This is a genomic window from Streptomyces sp. MCA2 (assembly GCF_023544705.1).
Taxonomy (GTDB): Bacteria; Actinomycetota; Actinomycetes; order Streptomycetales; family Streptomycetaceae; genus Streptomyces; species Streptomyces decoyicus.
The window spans coordinates 126,832-141,269 of the sequence record NZ_JAMJFM010000012.1 but is presented as its reverse complement, the minus strand read 5'-3'; the positions used below and the strand labels follow the sequence as shown (position 1 = coordinate 141,269).

Sequence of the window (14,438 nt, the reverse complement as noted above, 5' to 3'; positions counted from 1 at the left end):
GTTCGGAGGAGAAGCTTGCTTGCTTACTTGGCGGCGCCGAGCTCGATCGGCACGCCGACGAGCGAGCCGTACTCGGTCCAGGAGCCGTCGTAGTTCTTGACGTTCGGCTGGTCGAGGAGCTCGTGCAGCACGAACCAGGTGAGCGAGGAGCGCTCACCGATGCGGCACAGGGCGATGGTGTCCTTCGACAGGTCGACGCCCTCGTCCTCGTAGAGCGCCTTGAGCTCGGCGTCGGACTTGAAGGTGCCGTCGTCGTTGGCGTTCTTCGACCACGGGATGTTGCGGGAGGTGGGGATGTGCCCCGCCTTCTGCGACTGCTCCTGCGGGAGGTGGGCCGGGGCGAGGAGCTTGCCGGAGAACTCGTCGGGCGAGCGGACGTCGACCAGGTTCAGGTCGCCGATCGCGGCGATGACCTCGTCACGGAAGGCACGGATGGAGCTGTCCTGGGCCTTGGCCTGGTACGCGGTGGCCGGGCGCTCGGGCACCTGCGCACCGTCGACCAGGTCGCGGGAGTCCAGCTCCCACTTCTTGCGGCCGCCGTCGAGCAGCTTGACGTTCTCGTGGCCGTACAGCTTGAAGTACCAGTACGCGTAGGCCGCGAACCAGTTGTTGTTGCCGCCGTAGAGGACGACCGTGTCGTCGTTGCCGATGCCCTTGGCGGAGAGCAGCTTCTCGAAGCCCTCCTGGTCGACGAAGTCACGGCGGACCGGGTCCTGGAGGTCCTGCTTCCAGTCGATCCGGACGGCGTTCTTGATGTGGTTCTTGTCGTAGGCCGAGGTGTCCTCGTCAACCTCGACGATCACGACCTTCGGGTCGTCGATGTGGGCCTCGACCCAGTCGGCGTCTACGAGGACGTCGCTACGGCTCATGTTCTTCTCCTCCGGGGCAGTTGCGGGGGGTAGTGGCAGAGATGCACGCGGGTACGACGGGTGTGCGCCGGTGGCTTCCGGACGGGGGTTCCGGAGCGGCGCTGCGCCGGGACGCGTGAGGGCACGGCCTCGACGGCCGGCCGGGGGCTGGGAGCACCTCCCAGCGGGAGCTGGGGGAGGGTGCGCAAGGCCCGTCAGACAGGGCGACAGAGCATGGCGGCGACGCGGCACAGGTCTACTGCCCGCCGCTTCGTCAGTACCGCACGTCCCCGCGGACGGAGACCGCTCAATGAGCTCTGCATGCCACCGATCGTAGGGACGCGGAGCGGGGCGTGTCACCGGCGTGTCGAATGGCGAGACGCGTTTGTCCGCGATGTGGGATGGGGTGCTGCGTCGGCCGGTCGCCCACGGGCCTCCGGCGCCCGTACGCCGGTGGGGGGTCTGGCGTACGGACTCGGGCGTCTCAGGAATTGGACGGCGGTGCGGATCGGACGGCGGACCGGTGGGGCGGCCCGCCGCGGGCGTCCGGTCAGCCGGGGAGCTTGACGTTCTTGCCGGCGGCGGAGATCGAGATGCCGTCGGGCATCGTCACGACCTTCTCCAGCTTCAGGTTGCCGGGCAGCTGGTCCAGCTTCCAGTCGTGGTCGGTCTGGGCGCGCACCTTGCTCTCGCAGCCCGGGACGGCCTTGCACATCGCGGGGAGGCCGTCGGCGCGCAGCCGCACGGTGTTGCCGCCCACGATCGTGAGGGAGCCGGTCACGTCCAGCGAGCTGAGGAGCGGGAGGTTCGGCGAGATCTTGACCTGGCTGCGGCCGTTCTTCTGCCCGGCGTAGGTGATCTTGACGCCGCCGCCCGCCGCCTTGGTCAGGTCGGCGTAGTTGAGCCGGGCGTTGCCGGTGGCCGTGGCGGCGCTCTCGATGGAGGTGTAGTCGCTGGTCAGCGTGACGTCGTGGAACTGTGCCGACAGCTGGTCGATGCGCAGCGTGTGCCCCTCGGCGCGGGCCTCGATGCCCCCGAGGTCGGCGTCCACCTCCTGGAGGCTGCGGCCGGCGACCTGGGTCAGGAACGGGAAGCCCTTGATGGCGACCTCCGGGGTCCTGCCCAGCCCCTGGCTGCTGCGGATCTTGTCCGCGGCCATGTCCTCGGCGAGATTCACCGCCACCCGGTCGGCGGCCACGAACAGCCCGCCGAATATGACGATGATGATCAACAGCACGCGAAGTGCACGCATCGAACCACTTCCCCCACACCTGGGCCGGATCACGGCCGCGTCCGTACAGGCCCCCTGCCTGCGCTCCGTATCGCTCACGGACCTGCGGATATCGGCCTGCGGGGGCTACCCCAGCGTCCGCCCCAGGACGTACACCGCGGGCGCGGCCAGCGCCAGCGGCAGGGCCACACCGGCCGTCATGTGGACGAAGCGGGACGGGTAGTCGTAGCTGGCCACCCGCAGGCCGATGAGGGCGCAGCCGCCGGCCGCCAGGCCCAGCAGCGCGCCGGACGCCCCGAGGCCGGTCAGCTGGCCGGCTCCGATACCGGCACCCGCGGCCGCCACCAGGGAGATGCCGATCGAGGCGGGGACGGGCAGCGGCAGCGCACGGGCGAGCGTGGCCACCGCGACCGCGGCCGCGCCGACCGTCACCGCATGCGAGGCCGCCGCGAGCTGCCCGGCGGCGAGCACCGCGAGCGCGGACGAGGTCAGGCCCGCGGTCAGCGCGTACATCCGCTCGTCGGCGCTGCTGCGATTGCGCAGCTGGAGGACGAGGACGAGCAGACACCACACCCCGAGCGTGCCGATGCCGACCAGGGGCGCGCTCTCGCGGTCGGTGGCCAGCAGTGCGACATCGGTGGTCAGCCCGCCCAGGAAGGCGAGCGCGATGCCCTGGCGGGCCGGCCACATGCCGTTGAGCCGGAACCAGCCGGCGGCGGTGACGGCCTGGAGCAGCGCCACCGGTACGGCGAGCACCGGGCGGCCGAGCGGCGCGGTCAGCGCCAGCAGCAGGGCGAGGCCGGCGGTCAGCGCGGCCGGCTGGATCCCGGGCGGGATGATCGGCGAGCGGCCCTCGGCGCGGGCGCGCTGGTTGGGCGCGAGCGGCGCGGAGGAGACCGACGCGGCGGAGACCGACGGCGTGGCGGCCGGTGCGGGCGCGGCGGGCGCCGGCCTGGCCTGCTGGGGGTGCTGGCGGGCGTACGGCTCGCCGTCCGGGCGGGCGGTCTGGTGCTGGGTGGGCAGCGGCGCGGTCTCCGCGGGGTGCGGGCTGCCGTAGCCCTCCTGCCCGTAGACCGGACGCTGCGGCTGCTGCGGTTGCTGTTGCGGCTGCCGGGGATGCTGTGGCTGCTGCTGTCCGTATGCGTCGTACCCGTACTGGCCGCGCCCGTACGGGTCACCTCCGTACGGGGCGCGCCCGTGCCGGCCGCGTCCGGGCTGCTCGGGCCTCGGCTGCTGCTGCGCGGAGGGGTCGTACGCCTGCTGGGGGTAGGACGGCTGCTGTCCGTACGGCGCCTGCTGCCCGTGCGACGGCTGCCGGCCGTACGGCGTCTGCTGTCCCTGCGACGGCTGCTGTCCGTAGGGCGCCTGCGGCTCGTACGGTGCCTGGCCCGCCTGGCCTGCCTGGCCTGCCTGGCCGTACGGCGGCTGTGCGGACTGCGGCGCCTGCTGGGCGTACGGGTCCTGCCGGGCGTACGGATCGTGCGGCTCGTAGGGGTGGTGGTGCTGCGGCTGGTTGTCGCTCATGGTCGTGTGTTCACCCTCCCGCGAACGGCGGCAGGACCTCGACGGTGCCGCCCTCGGCCAGCGCCACCGCCTGGTGGTCGCGGGTGCCGACCGGATCGCCGTCCACCAGGAAGGAGCAGCGCAGCAGGACGCGCGCGAACTCGGGGTTGGCGGCATGCGCCGAGCGCGCCGCGTCGAGCGCCTCGGCGAGCGTCGCCGCCGCGTACGGCTCCTCAGCCGTGCCGGCGGCGGCCTTGGCCGCGGCCCAGTAGCGCACGGTGCCAGTTGTTGTCACGGCGGCCTCTTCGTCGTGTCGGTCGGGGGCGCCCCGTGGTGGCGGTACCCCGTCGTTGCCGCCTCCATGATGGCGTACGCGACGGGTGATCCGGCTCCGGGCACGATCCGGCGGAGGGACCCGCCCGTGCCGGGCGGACTCCGTAAATTCGATTGCCGAGGGCAAGTGTTCGCCTACCCTCATGGGGTGTTGGTCCGACTCGCGCGGGCGCATCTGCGGCCCCATAGGCGTTCGATATCCCTGATCGTGCTGCTTCAGCTGATCCAGACCCTGGCAACCCTCTACCTGCCCACCCTCAACGCCGACATCATTGACAACGGTGTCGTCAAGGGGGACACGGGCTACATCCTCGGCGTCGGCGGCTTCATGGTGGCCGTCACGTTCCTCCAGATCGTCTGCGCGATCGGTGCCGTCTACTTCGGTGCCCGTACGGCCATGGCGCTGGGCCGGGACATCCGTGCCGCGGTCTTCGACCGGGTGCAGTCCTTCTCCGCCCGTGAGGTGGGCACGTTCGGCGCGCCCTCGCTGATCACCCGCACGACCAACGACGTCCAGCAGGTCCAGATGCTGGTGCTGATGACGTTCACGATGATGGTCTCGGCACCGATCATGTGCGTCGGCGGCGTGATCATGGCGCTGAACCAGGATGTGCCGCTGTCGGGCCTGCTCCTGGTCATCGTCCCGGTCCTCGGGATGCTCGTCTCACTGATCGTGCGGCGGATGCGTCCGCTGTTCCGCGGGGTGCAGGAGCGCATCGACACCGTCAACCGGGTGCTGCGCGAGCAGATCACCGGCATCCGCGTCATCCGTGCCTTCGTCCGCGACCGGCACGAGCGCGAGCGGTTCGCCGGGGCCAACACCGGTCTCTACGACGTGTCGCTGCGCGCCGGCCGGCTGATGTCGATGATGTTCCCGCTGGTCATGCTGATCGTGAACGTCTCCAGCGTGGCCGTCGTCTGGTTCGGCGGACTGCGGATCGACAGCGGCGCCATGCAGATCGGCGCCCTGACGGCGTTCCTCAGCTACCTCATGTACATCCTGATGTCGATCATGATGGCGACGTTCATGGTGATGATGCTGCCGCGCGCCGAGGTCTGCGCCGAGCGCATCCAGGAGGTCCTGGCGACCGACTCCAGCGTCACCCCGCCCGAGAACCCCGTCACCGAACTCCGCCGCCACGGCGAACTGGAGCTGCGCGGCGTCGAGTTCCGCTTCCCGGGCGCCGAGCAGCCGGTCCTCACGGACATCTCGCTGGTCGCCCGCCCCGGCGAGACCACCGCCGTCATCGGCTCCACGGGCTCCGGCAAGTCGACCCTCCTCGGGCTCGTCCCGCGGCTGTTCGACGCGACCGGCGGCGCGGTACTGGTGGACGGCGAGGACGTCCGCACCCTCGACCAGGAGACGCTGGCCAAGGCCATCGGCCTGGTCCCGCAGAAGCCCTATCTCTTCTCCGGCACCGTCGCCACCAACCTGCGCTACGGCAATCCGGACGCCACCGACGACGAGCTGTGGCACGCCCTGGAGACCGCCCAGGCGCGGGACTTCGTCGAGCGGATGGAAGGCGGCCTCCAGGCCCCCATCGCCCAGGGCGGCGGCAATGTCTCCGGCGGCCAGCGCCAGCGGCTGGCGATCGCCCGCGCCCTGGTGCGACGCCCCGAGATCTACCTCTTCGACGACTCCTTCTCCGCCCTGGACTACGCGACGGACGCCGCGCTGCGCGCCGCCCTCGCCCGCGAGACCGACCGGGCCACGGTCGTGATCGTCGCCCAGCGGGTCGCCACGATCCGCGGCGCCGACCGGATCGTCGTCCTGGACGAGGGCCGGGTCGTCGGCACCGGCACCCACGCCGAGCTGATGGCCGGCAACGAGACCTACCGGGAGATCGTGCTCTCCCAGCTCACCGAGCAGGAGGCGGCGTGACCACCGCGGACAAGGGGGCGGCCCCACGGGCCGGGACCCCGGAGGCCACCGACGAGACGCCCAAGGCACCGGCCCGGGGGCCGGCCCCGGCGGCCGGACCCGCCCGGATGATGGGCGGCCAGCCCACCGAGAAATCGATGGACTTCAAGGGCTCCGGCAAACGGCTGCTGGCACAGATGCGGCCCGAGCGCGGCATCATCTCCGTCGCGCTGGTGCTGGGCGCACTGAGCGTGGCGCTCACGGTCGTGGGCCCCAAGGTCCTCGGCCACGCCACCGACCTGATCATGTCCGGCATCATCGGCCGCGAGCTGCCGGACGGCCTCACCAAGGCCCAGGCCGCCGACCGGCTGCGCGCCCACGGCCAGGGCGGGCTGGCCGACATGATCGGCACCATGCCGGTGGTCCCCGGCCACGGCATCGACTTCGGCGCCGTCGGCACGGTCCTGCTCTGGGTGACCCTGATCTACGTGGCGGCCTCGCTGTTCGGCTTCGTCCAGGCCAGGATCGCCACCCGGGTCGTCCAGCGGACCGTCTTCCGGATGCGGGAGCAGGTCGAGGAGAAGCTGGCGCGGCTGCCGCTGAGCTACTTCGACAAGCAGCAGCGCGGTGAGGTGCTCTCCCGGGCGACCAACGACATCGACAACATCCAGCAGACGCTCCAGCAGACCCTCAGCCAGATCGTCGTCTCGCTGCTGACCATCGTCGGTGTGCTCCTCATGATGTTCTGGATCTCGCCGCTGCTGGCGCTGGTCGCCCTGGTCACGGTCCCGGTCTCCGTCGTCGTCGCCACCAAGGTCGGCAAGCGGGCCCAGCCGCAGTTCGTCCAGCAGTGGAAGACCACCGGCAAGCTCAATGCGCACATCGAGGAGATGTACACCGGCCACAGCCTGGTGAAGGTCTTCGGCCGCCAGCGGGAGTCCGCCGAGCTGTTCCGCGAACAGAACGAAGCCCTCTACGCCGCCGGGTTCAAGGCCCAGTTCATCTCCGGGATCATCCAGCCCGCGATGATGTTCATCGGCAACCTCAACTATGTGCTGGTGGCGGTCGTCGGCGGGCTGCGGGTCGCCTCCGGGGCGCTCTCCATCGGCGACGTCCAGGCCTTCATCCAGTACTCCCGGCAGTTCAGCCAGCCGCTCACCCAGGTCGCGTCGATGGCCAACCTCGTCCAGTCCGGCGTCGCCTCCGCCGAGCGGGTCTTCGAACTCCTCGACGCCACGGAGCAGGAACCCGACGCCGCCCGGCCCGCCCGGCCCGACCGTGTCGAGGGCCGGGTCGCGTTCGAGGACGTCTCCTTCCGCTACGCGGCCGACAAGCCGCTCATCGAGGACCTGTCGCTGGCCGTCCACCCCGGCCAGACGGTGGCGATCGTCGGCCCGACGGGCGCCGGCAAGACCACGCTCGTCAACCTCCTGATGCGCTTCTACGAGGTGCGCGGCGGCCGGATCACCCTCGACGGCACCGACATCGCCGCGATGTCGCGCGAGGACCTGCGCTCCCACATCGGCATGGTCCTCCAGGACACCTGGCTCTTCGGCGGCACGATCGCGGAGAACATCGCCTACGGAGCCCCCGCGGGCATCTCGATGGACAAGATCGTGGCGGCCGCCAGGGCCACCCACGTCGACCGCTTTGTACGCACCCTGCCGGACGGCTACGAAACGGTCCTCGACGACGAGGGCAGCAATGTCTCCGTCGGCGAGAAGCAGCTGATCACCATCGCCCGCGCGTTCCTCGCCGAGCCCGCGATCCTGGTCCTGGACGAGGCCACCAGCTCGGTCGACACCCGCACCGAGGTACTCATCCAGCACGCGATGGCCCAGCTCCGCAGCGGCCGCACCAGCTTCGTCATCGCCCACCGGCTCTCCACGATCCGCGACGCGGACGTCATCCTGGTGATGGAGAACGGCGCGATCGTCGAACAGGGCTCCCACGACGCGCTGTTGGCGGCCAACGGCGCGTATGCGCGCCTTTATGCGGCCCAGTTTGCGGAGCCCGTCACGGAGACGGGCTGATTCCCACGTTTTTGGCTTTCCCGCCGTGGTGGTTGTTCGCCGTTTGTCGCCCGCTGCGCGGTGCGCTCGCCGTTGCGCCTGCGGCGGGCGGGTCCGCTGCGCGGGGCTGTGGGTGCGGTGACGGGCCTCCGGCCCGTCCCCTCCCGTGAGTGGAAAAAGTGAAAGTGAGTGGGGGCGGGCCACCGGCGTGGCCGTTTCCAAGTGATCTACGAGGTGCGCCGGACCCTCCACGAGCAGCCCCACCGGCCTTCCCCATCCCCCCACGGGAGGGGACGCGCCGCAGGACGAAGTCCGGAGGAGCGGCACCGCACCCGGCAGCCTCGCGCAGCGACCCCAGCCCGCCGCAGGCGCAACGGCGAACAACCAACCACGGCGGGAAAGACAAAAACGTGGGGCGCAAAGCAAAGCGCAGCGAACCGGCCCGCCGCAGGCGCAACGGCGAACAACCAACCACGGCGGGAAAGACAAAAACGTGGGGCGCAAAGCAAAGCGCAGCGAACCGGCCCGCCGCAGGCGCAACGGCGAGACGAACCACGGCGGGCCGGCCGACAACGTGGGAGACCACAACTGTCCGCATCGTGGGAAGACGCGAAGGAAATGTGGGACTTTCGCGGGCACCGCCGAAGCCGCCCGCGAGGACGCGATCCCGGGTGCCGCCGAAGGCATCCTCAGCCGCTTCAAATGGGGGATTGCGAGGGGTGGCGGCCCGCCTCGGTCGCCACCCCGTCGGTGGTCAACATTGGCCCCGATGACCACTCGAAGTGATCGACGGAACACAAGAAGCTGCCGAATCGGCCTCGGGTCCGGGGAGCATCTGAGCTATTCTGCTGGGCATGAAGGATCCGGGCAGCGTTGCCCCCGGGTCCTTTTGTGCTTTCAGCCACGCGAGCCGCGGCTGTGAGGACCGTACGAAGCAGTGCCGCAGACTCCCCCGGCCGAGGCCGGGAGCCCCGTCGCAGGGACCGAGGAGGAACCAGACGTCATGGGCGAGCGAAGCAGGCAGGACCGCACGCAGCAGAGGATGGAACACCCCGAGAACCGGGTAGGTGGTCGGAAGTGAGTTCCCTTCTGCTGCTGACCAATGCACTCCAGCCGTCCACGGAGGTGCTCCCGGCGCTCGGCCTGCTGCTCCACAGTGTGCGGGTGGCTCCCGCCGAGGGCCCGGCCCTCATCGACACCCCGGGGGCCGACGTCATACTGATCGACGGCCGCCGCGACCTTCCGCACGTACGGTCGCTGTGCCAGCTGCTGCGGTCCACGGGCCCCGGCTGTCCGCTGGTCCTGGTCGTGACGGAGGGCGGACTCGCCGCCGTCACCGCGGACTGGGGGATCGACGACGTCCTGCTGGACACGGCCGGCCCCGCCGAGGTCGAGGCGCGGCTGCGGCTGGCGATGGGCCGCCAGCAGATCACGACCGACGACAGTCCGATGGAGATCCGCAACGGTGATCTCTCGGTGGACGAGGCGACCTACAGCGCGAAGCTGAAGGGGCGGGTCCTGGACCTGACCTTCAAGGAGTTCGAGCTGCTGAAGTACCTGGCGCAGCACCCGGGCCGGGTTTTCACCCGCGCCCAGCTCCTCCAGGAGGTGTGGGGCTATGACTACTTCGGCGGTACGCGGACGGTCGATGTGCACGTGCGGCGGCTGCGGGCGAAGCTCGGGCCCGAGCACGAGTCGCTGATCGGCACGGTCCGTAACGTCGGCTACCGCTTCGTGACACCGGAGAAGGTGGAGCGGGCGGCGGAGGCCAAGGCCAAGGAGGCCAAGGCGAAGGAGGACGCGGCGAAGGCGGCGCAGTCCTCCCCGGACGGGGCACCGGCCGAGCGCCGGGCGCCCGAGAGCGGTGACGGCTCCGGGAAGGCGGTCACCGGGGGCGTGGACCCGCACGGCGTCCGGGCCGGCCGGAGGTAGCAGGGCGGTGCGGCAGGCCCGTGAACCCGCGGAGAACTGCCGCACACACCCTTGCACCACCCGCGTAGACTGCCGCGCGTGGCCAAGGTGACGCGGGATGATGTGGCAAGACTGGCGGGTACATCCACCGCCGTTGTCAGTTACGTCATCAACAACGGACCACGGCCGGTCGCCCCGGCCACGCGCGAGCGGGTGCTCGCCGCCATCAAGGAGCTCGGCTACCGGCCGGACCGTGTCGCGCAGGCGATGGCGTCCCGCCGTACCGACCTCATAGGCCTGATCGTGCCGGACACCCGGCAGCCGTTCTTCGCGGAGATGGCGCACGCCGTCGAACAGGCCGCCGCCGAGCGCGGGAAGATGGTCCTGGTCGGCAATGCGAACTATCTGGACGAGCGCGAGGTGCACTACCTGCGCGCGTTCCTCGGGATGCGGGTGTCGGGGCTGATCCTGATCAGCCAGGGGCCCAGTGAGCATGCCGCCGCAGAGATCGACGCCTGGGACGCGCGGGTGGTGCTGCTGCACCGGCGCCCGGACGCCATCGACGATGTCGCCGTGATGACGGACGACATCTGGGGCGCGCAGCTGGCGACGCGGCATCTGCTGGAGCACGGCCACCCCTATGTCGCCTTCCTCGGCGGCACGGAGGAGACCCCGAAGTCCGGCGACCCGGTCACCGACCACGTCGAGGGCTGGCGGCGGGCCATGCTGGAGTCCGGGAAGCCCACGGACGGGCGCTACTTCCAGGCGCCGTACAACCGCTACGACGCCTTCCAGGCCGCGCTGAAGCTGCTGGCGGGCCCGGACCGGCCGCCGGCCATCATGTGCGCGACGGACGACCAGGCGATCGGGGTGCTGCGGGCCGCCCGCGAGCTGCGCATCGATGTGCCCGGCGAGCTGGCGGTCGCCGGCTTTGATGACGTGAAGGAAGCCGGGCTGACCGATCCGCCGCTGACCACGGTCGCCTCGGACCGTCAGGCGATGGCGCGGGCGGCGGTGGACCTGGTGCTGGACGACGGGCTGCGGGTGGTGGGCTCCCGGCGGGAGCGGCTGCGGCAGTTCCCGTCGCGGCTGGTGGTGCGGCGCTCCTGCGGCTGCGGTGGCTGAGGGAGCCGGGAAGCACCGCTGATCCGGAGGTCTTTATTCCGGGCATATTCGCTTCTGTCGGGTCTCTCAGGACACTCTCAGGCCGTTCTCATGGACCGGCGGCAGAGTCATCACCATGACCGAGAGCTACCGCCGAAGCGGCGATGAGTTGCCCCAGGACCGGCCGTACGCAGACGGCAACGACTACGGCCACCCCTCCGGCCATGAGGCGGGCGGGGCCGCGCAGGGCGCCCCGGGCGCCGGGGAGCGGGCATTCCCGCCGCCTCCGCCGCCGCCCCCGTACGACCCCGAGCCGCAGGCGCCCCGGGCGCGGCGCCGGGTCCGCCGGCCGGTCGCGCTGATCGCGGCGGTGGCACTCGCCTCCGGTCTCATCGGCGGTGGCAGCGCGGCACTGATCGCCGGCGCCACCACCCAGTCGGCGCAGAACGGCCCCTCCACCCCGCTCGTCAACGCGGGCAGGACCGGCGGCAGCGGCGTCTCGGGGGTGGCCAAGGCGGTCAGCCCGGCGATCGTGGAGATCAAGGCGCAGACCGGCAGGGGCGAGTCCACCGGCTCCGGTGTCGTCATCACCAGTGACGGCGAGATCGTCACCAACAACCATGTGGTGGCCGGCGCGAACACGGTGACCGTGACCTTCAGCGACGGCAGCCGGAAGACGGCCGAGGTCACCGGCACCGACCCCGGCAAGGACCTGGCGCTGATCAAGGTGCGCGGTGCCAAGGGCCTGACCGCGGCCTCGCTCGGCGACTCCGACAAGATCTCGGTCGGCGACCAGGTGGTGGCGATCGGCTCCCCCGAGGGCCTCACCGGGTCCGTGACCAGCGGCATCGTCTCCGCCCTCAACCGGGATGTGACCGTCCCCAAGGAGCAGGGACAGGGCCAGGACGGGGGACAGGGCGGGGGCCAGGACGGGGGGCAGGGCGGCCGGGGCGGCTGGCCGTTCGAGTTCGGCGGCAACGAGTACAACGGCGACACCGGCTCGTCGAAGACCTCGTACAAGGCCATCCAGACCGACGCCTCGCTCAACCCGGGCAACTCCGGCGGCGCCCTGATCAATATGCAGGGGCAGATCGTCGGCATCAACTCCGCGATGTACTCGCCGAGTTCGGCGACGAGCAGCACGGCAGGCAGCGTCGGCCTCGGCTTCGCCATCCCGATCAACACCGTCAAGGCCGACCTCGACGCGCTGCGCGGCGGCGGGGACGGCGGCAGCAACAGCGGCGTCTGACCGCCCACCCGTCACCCCCGTCACCCCGGCACGGGACACCCCGGGACGGACCGGCCGGACGTCGTCCGGAGGGCCCCCGTCGCGTTACCCCTCTCGGAGCGCCCCGCGCCGTGCAAGGCTGAAGGCCAGCCGTTCCGTATCCCACCCGAGGTAGTCACGCATGAGCCCCGCCGAGCACGGTGACCATCCCGCCCGCATCCTGATCGTCGACGACGAGCCCGCGGTCCGGGAGGCCCTGCAACGTTCGCTGGTCTTCGAGGGGTACGGGACCGAGCAGGCGGTCGACGGTCTGGACGCGGTCGAGAAGGTCGCGTCCTACGACCCCGAACTGATCGTGCTGGACGTCCTGATGCCCCGGATGGACGGGCTGACCGCCGCCCGCAGGCTGCGGGCGAGCGGGGTGCGGGTGCCGATCCTGATGCTGACCGCCCGTGACACGGTCGGCGACCGTGTCACGGGTCTGGACGCCGGTGCCGACGACTACCTCGTCAAGCCCTTCGAGCTGGACGAACTGCTCGCCCGGATCCGTGCGCTGCTGCGCCGCAGCTCGTACGCGGCGGCGGCCGGTGCGCCGCCCGAGGAGGGCGAGACGCTGAGCTTCGCCGATCTGCGGATGGACCTGGCGACCCGCGAGGTGACCCGGGGCAGCCGGCAGGTCGAGCTGACCCGTACGGAGTTCACCCTGCTGGAGATGTTCCTCGCCCATCCGCGGCAGGTCCTCACCCGTGAGCAGATCCTGAAGGCCGTATGGGGCTTCGACTTCGAGCCCACCTCCAACTCCCTCGATGTGTACGTGATGTATCTGCGCCGCAAGACGGAAGCGGGCGGCGAGCCGCGGCTGGTGCACACCGTGCGGGGGGTCGGCTACGTCCTGCGGGCGGACGGCGGTGCGGAATGAGCACCAGCGAGACCACGCGGAACAACAGGCGGCCGAGTCCCATGGACCGCTTCCGGCAGCTGCCGCTGCGCTCCCGGCTGGCGATGCTCACGGCCGTGGCGGTCGCCATCGCGGTGGCCCTCTCGGCCGCCGCCTGCTGGCTGATCACCCGTGACCGGCTCACCGAGCAGCTCGACGCGCAGCTCAGCCGCGTCGAGGTGAACCCCAGCTACGTCCAGGCGCTCAGCGCCTACTGCGCCAACCCGGACGACGGGGTGCGCTTCCAGCCCACGCCGTACACCATCCAGCTGGTGTCGGCGGGCGGCTATGTCTGCACCTCGCCGGAGAAGGCGGCCATCCCCGCGCAGCGCCCGGACACGGCGGTGGCCGACGGGCGGCTGGAGAGCACGGTGCACACCACGAAGGCCGAGGGCGGGGCCGAGATGCGGGTGTGGACCAAGCAGTACGGCGGCCCGCTCACCGACGCCCAGGGCAAACGGCTGGCCATCTCGGTGGCGGTGCCCATGGAGCAGGTCACCCAGCCGCTCGACCAGCTCGCGCTGGTGCTGCTGATCGTCGCCGGGGTCGGGGTGCTCGGTGCGGCGACGGCCGGCCTGTGGGTGGCCCGTGCGGGTCTGAAGCCCGTCGACCGCCTCACCGACGCCGTCGAACACGTCGCCCGCACCCAGGACCTCGCCATCCGCATTCCGGTCGACGGCGAGGACGAGATCGCCCGGCTCTCCCGCTCCTTCAACTCCATGACCGCGGCGCTGGCCGCCTCCCGTGATCTCCAGCAGCAGCTGATCGCGGATGCGGGCCATGAGCTGCGTACGCCGCTGACCTCGCTGCGTACCAATATCGATCTGCTGGTGCGCAGCGAGCAGTCCGGCCGGCCGATCCCGTCCGCCGACAAGGTGGCGCTGCTGGCGTCGGTGAAGGCGCAGATGGGGGAGCTGGCGGCGCTGATCGGCGATCTCCAGGTGCTGTCGCGGCCCTCCGAGCCGGGGCAGAGCGCCGTCGAGGTCGTGGCGCTGCACGAGATCGTCGGATCGGCGCTGGAGCGGGCCCGGCTGCGCGGCCCGTCGCTGACCATCGCGGCGGACCTCGCCCCCTGGTACGTACGGGCCGAGCCCGCCGCGCTGGAGCGGGCGGTGGTGAACCTGCTGGACAACGCGGTGAAGTTCAGCCCGCCCGGCGGCACCGTCGAGGTCCGGCTGGCCGGCGGCGAGCTGACCGTGCGCGATCACGGTCCGGGTATTCCGCAGGACGAACTGCCGCATGTCTTCGAGCGGTTCTGGCGCTCCCCGTCCGCCCGCAGCCTGCCGGGCAGTGGTCTGGGGCTGTCGATCGTGGCGCGTACGGCGGAGCAGGCGGGCGGCGCCGTGCGGCTGCGGTCCGCGGACGTCGGCGGCACGGAGGCGGTCCTGACGCTGCCGGGCGCCGCGACACCGCCGCCCGGGATTCCGGAGCCGCCGCGGCCCCAGGAACCGCCTCAGGGGCCGCAATAGC

12 protein-coding genes are annotated in these 14,438 nt (G+C 71.3%); 7 read left to right on the top strand and 5 right to left on the bottom strand.

Annotated features, from left to right (window positions below; translation table 11 throughout):
* Positions 1 to 23 precede the first annotated feature (23 nt).
* From M8I34_RS12855 to M8I34_RS12840, 5 genes are all read right to left on the bottom strand, one after another.
* Positions 24 to 869, bottom strand: a complete 846-nt coding sequence (locus M8I34_RS12855; RefSeq protein ID WP_250049594.1) for a sulfurtransferase — start codon at positions 867 to 869, stop codon at positions 24 to 26.
* Between the two features lie 194 nt (positions 870 to 1,063).
* Complete coding sequence (locus tag M8I34_RS41875; RefSeq protein WP_350252853.1) at positions 1,064 to 1,171, bottom strand: putative leader peptide; 108 nt, start codon at positions 1,169 to 1,171, stop codon at positions 1,064 to 1,066.
* Positions 1,172 to 1,398: 227 nt separating this feature from the next.
* Positions 1,399 to 2,100 (bottom strand): DUF2993 domain-containing protein, encoded by a 702-nt coding sequence (locus tag M8I34_RS12850; protein WP_250049593.1) that lies wholly within the window; start codon positions 2,098 to 2,100, stop codon positions 1,399 to 1,401.
* 105 nt (positions 2,101 to 2,205) lie between these two features.
* On the bottom strand, positions 2,206 to 3,603 hold the full coding sequence (locus M8I34_RS12845; protein ID WP_250049592.1) for a hypothetical protein: 1,398 nt from the start codon (positions 3,601 to 3,603) through the stop codon (positions 2,206 to 2,208).
* Positions 3,604 to 3,613: 10 nt separating this feature from the next.
* Positions 3,614 to 3,859: a MoaD/ThiS family protein gene (locus M8I34_RS12840; protein ID WP_279614458.1), complete on the bottom strand. Its 246-nt coding sequence runs from the start codon at positions 3,857 to 3,859 to the stop codon at positions 3,614 to 3,616.
* Positions 3,860 to 4,063: 204 nt separating this feature from the next.
* On the opposite strand from M8I34_RS12840, the gene M8I34_RS12835 reads away from it, so the two are divergent.
* From M8I34_RS12835 to M8I34_RS12805, 7 genes are all read left to right on the top strand, one after another.
* Positions 4,064 to 5,797 (top strand): ABC transporter ATP-binding protein, encoded by a 1,734-nt coding sequence (locus tag M8I34_RS12835; protein ID WP_250049591.1) that lies wholly within the window; start codon positions 4,064 to 4,066, stop codon positions 5,795 to 5,797.
* 110 nt (positions 5,798 to 5,907) lie between these two features.
* Positions 5,908 to 7,809, top strand: coding sequence for an ABC transporter ATP-binding protein (locus M8I34_RS12830; RefSeq protein ID WP_250049638.1), 1,902 nt, complete (start codon positions 5,908 to 5,910; stop codon positions 7,807 to 7,809).
* A 1,056-nt stretch (positions 7,810 to 8,865) separates the two neighbouring features.
* Positions 8,866 to 9,720 (top strand): response regulator transcription factor, encoded by an 855-nt coding sequence (locus tag M8I34_RS12825; protein ID WP_250049590.1) that lies wholly within the window; start codon positions 8,866 to 8,868, stop codon positions 9,718 to 9,720.
* 78 nt (positions 9,721 to 9,798) lie between these two features.
* On the top strand, positions 9,799 to 10,824 hold the full coding sequence (locus M8I34_RS12820; RefSeq protein WP_250049589.1) for a LacI family DNA-binding transcriptional regulator: 1,026 nt from the start codon (positions 9,799 to 9,801) through the stop codon (positions 10,822 to 10,824).
* A 115-nt stretch (positions 10,825 to 10,939) separates the two neighbouring features.
* Positions 10,940 to 12,052, top strand: a complete 1,113-nt coding sequence (locus M8I34_RS12815; protein ID WP_250049588.1) for a S1C family serine protease — start codon at positions 10,940 to 10,942, stop codon at positions 12,050 to 12,052.
* A 160-nt stretch (positions 12,053 to 12,212) separates the two neighbouring features.
* Positions 12,213 to 12,950: a response regulator transcription factor gene (locus M8I34_RS12810; RefSeq protein ID WP_244419411.1), complete on the top strand. Its 738-nt coding sequence runs from the start codon at positions 12,213 to 12,215 to the stop codon at positions 12,948 to 12,950.
* On the top strand, positions 12,947 to 14,437 hold the full coding sequence (locus tag M8I34_RS12805) for a HAMP domain-containing sensor histidine kinase (RefSeq protein WP_250049587.1): 1,491 nt from the start codon (positions 12,947 to 12,949) through the stop codon (positions 14,435 to 14,437). The genes M8I34_RS12810 and M8I34_RS12805 overlap by 4 nt, the downstream gene beginning before the upstream one ends.
* Position 14,438 lies beyond the last annotated feature (1 nt).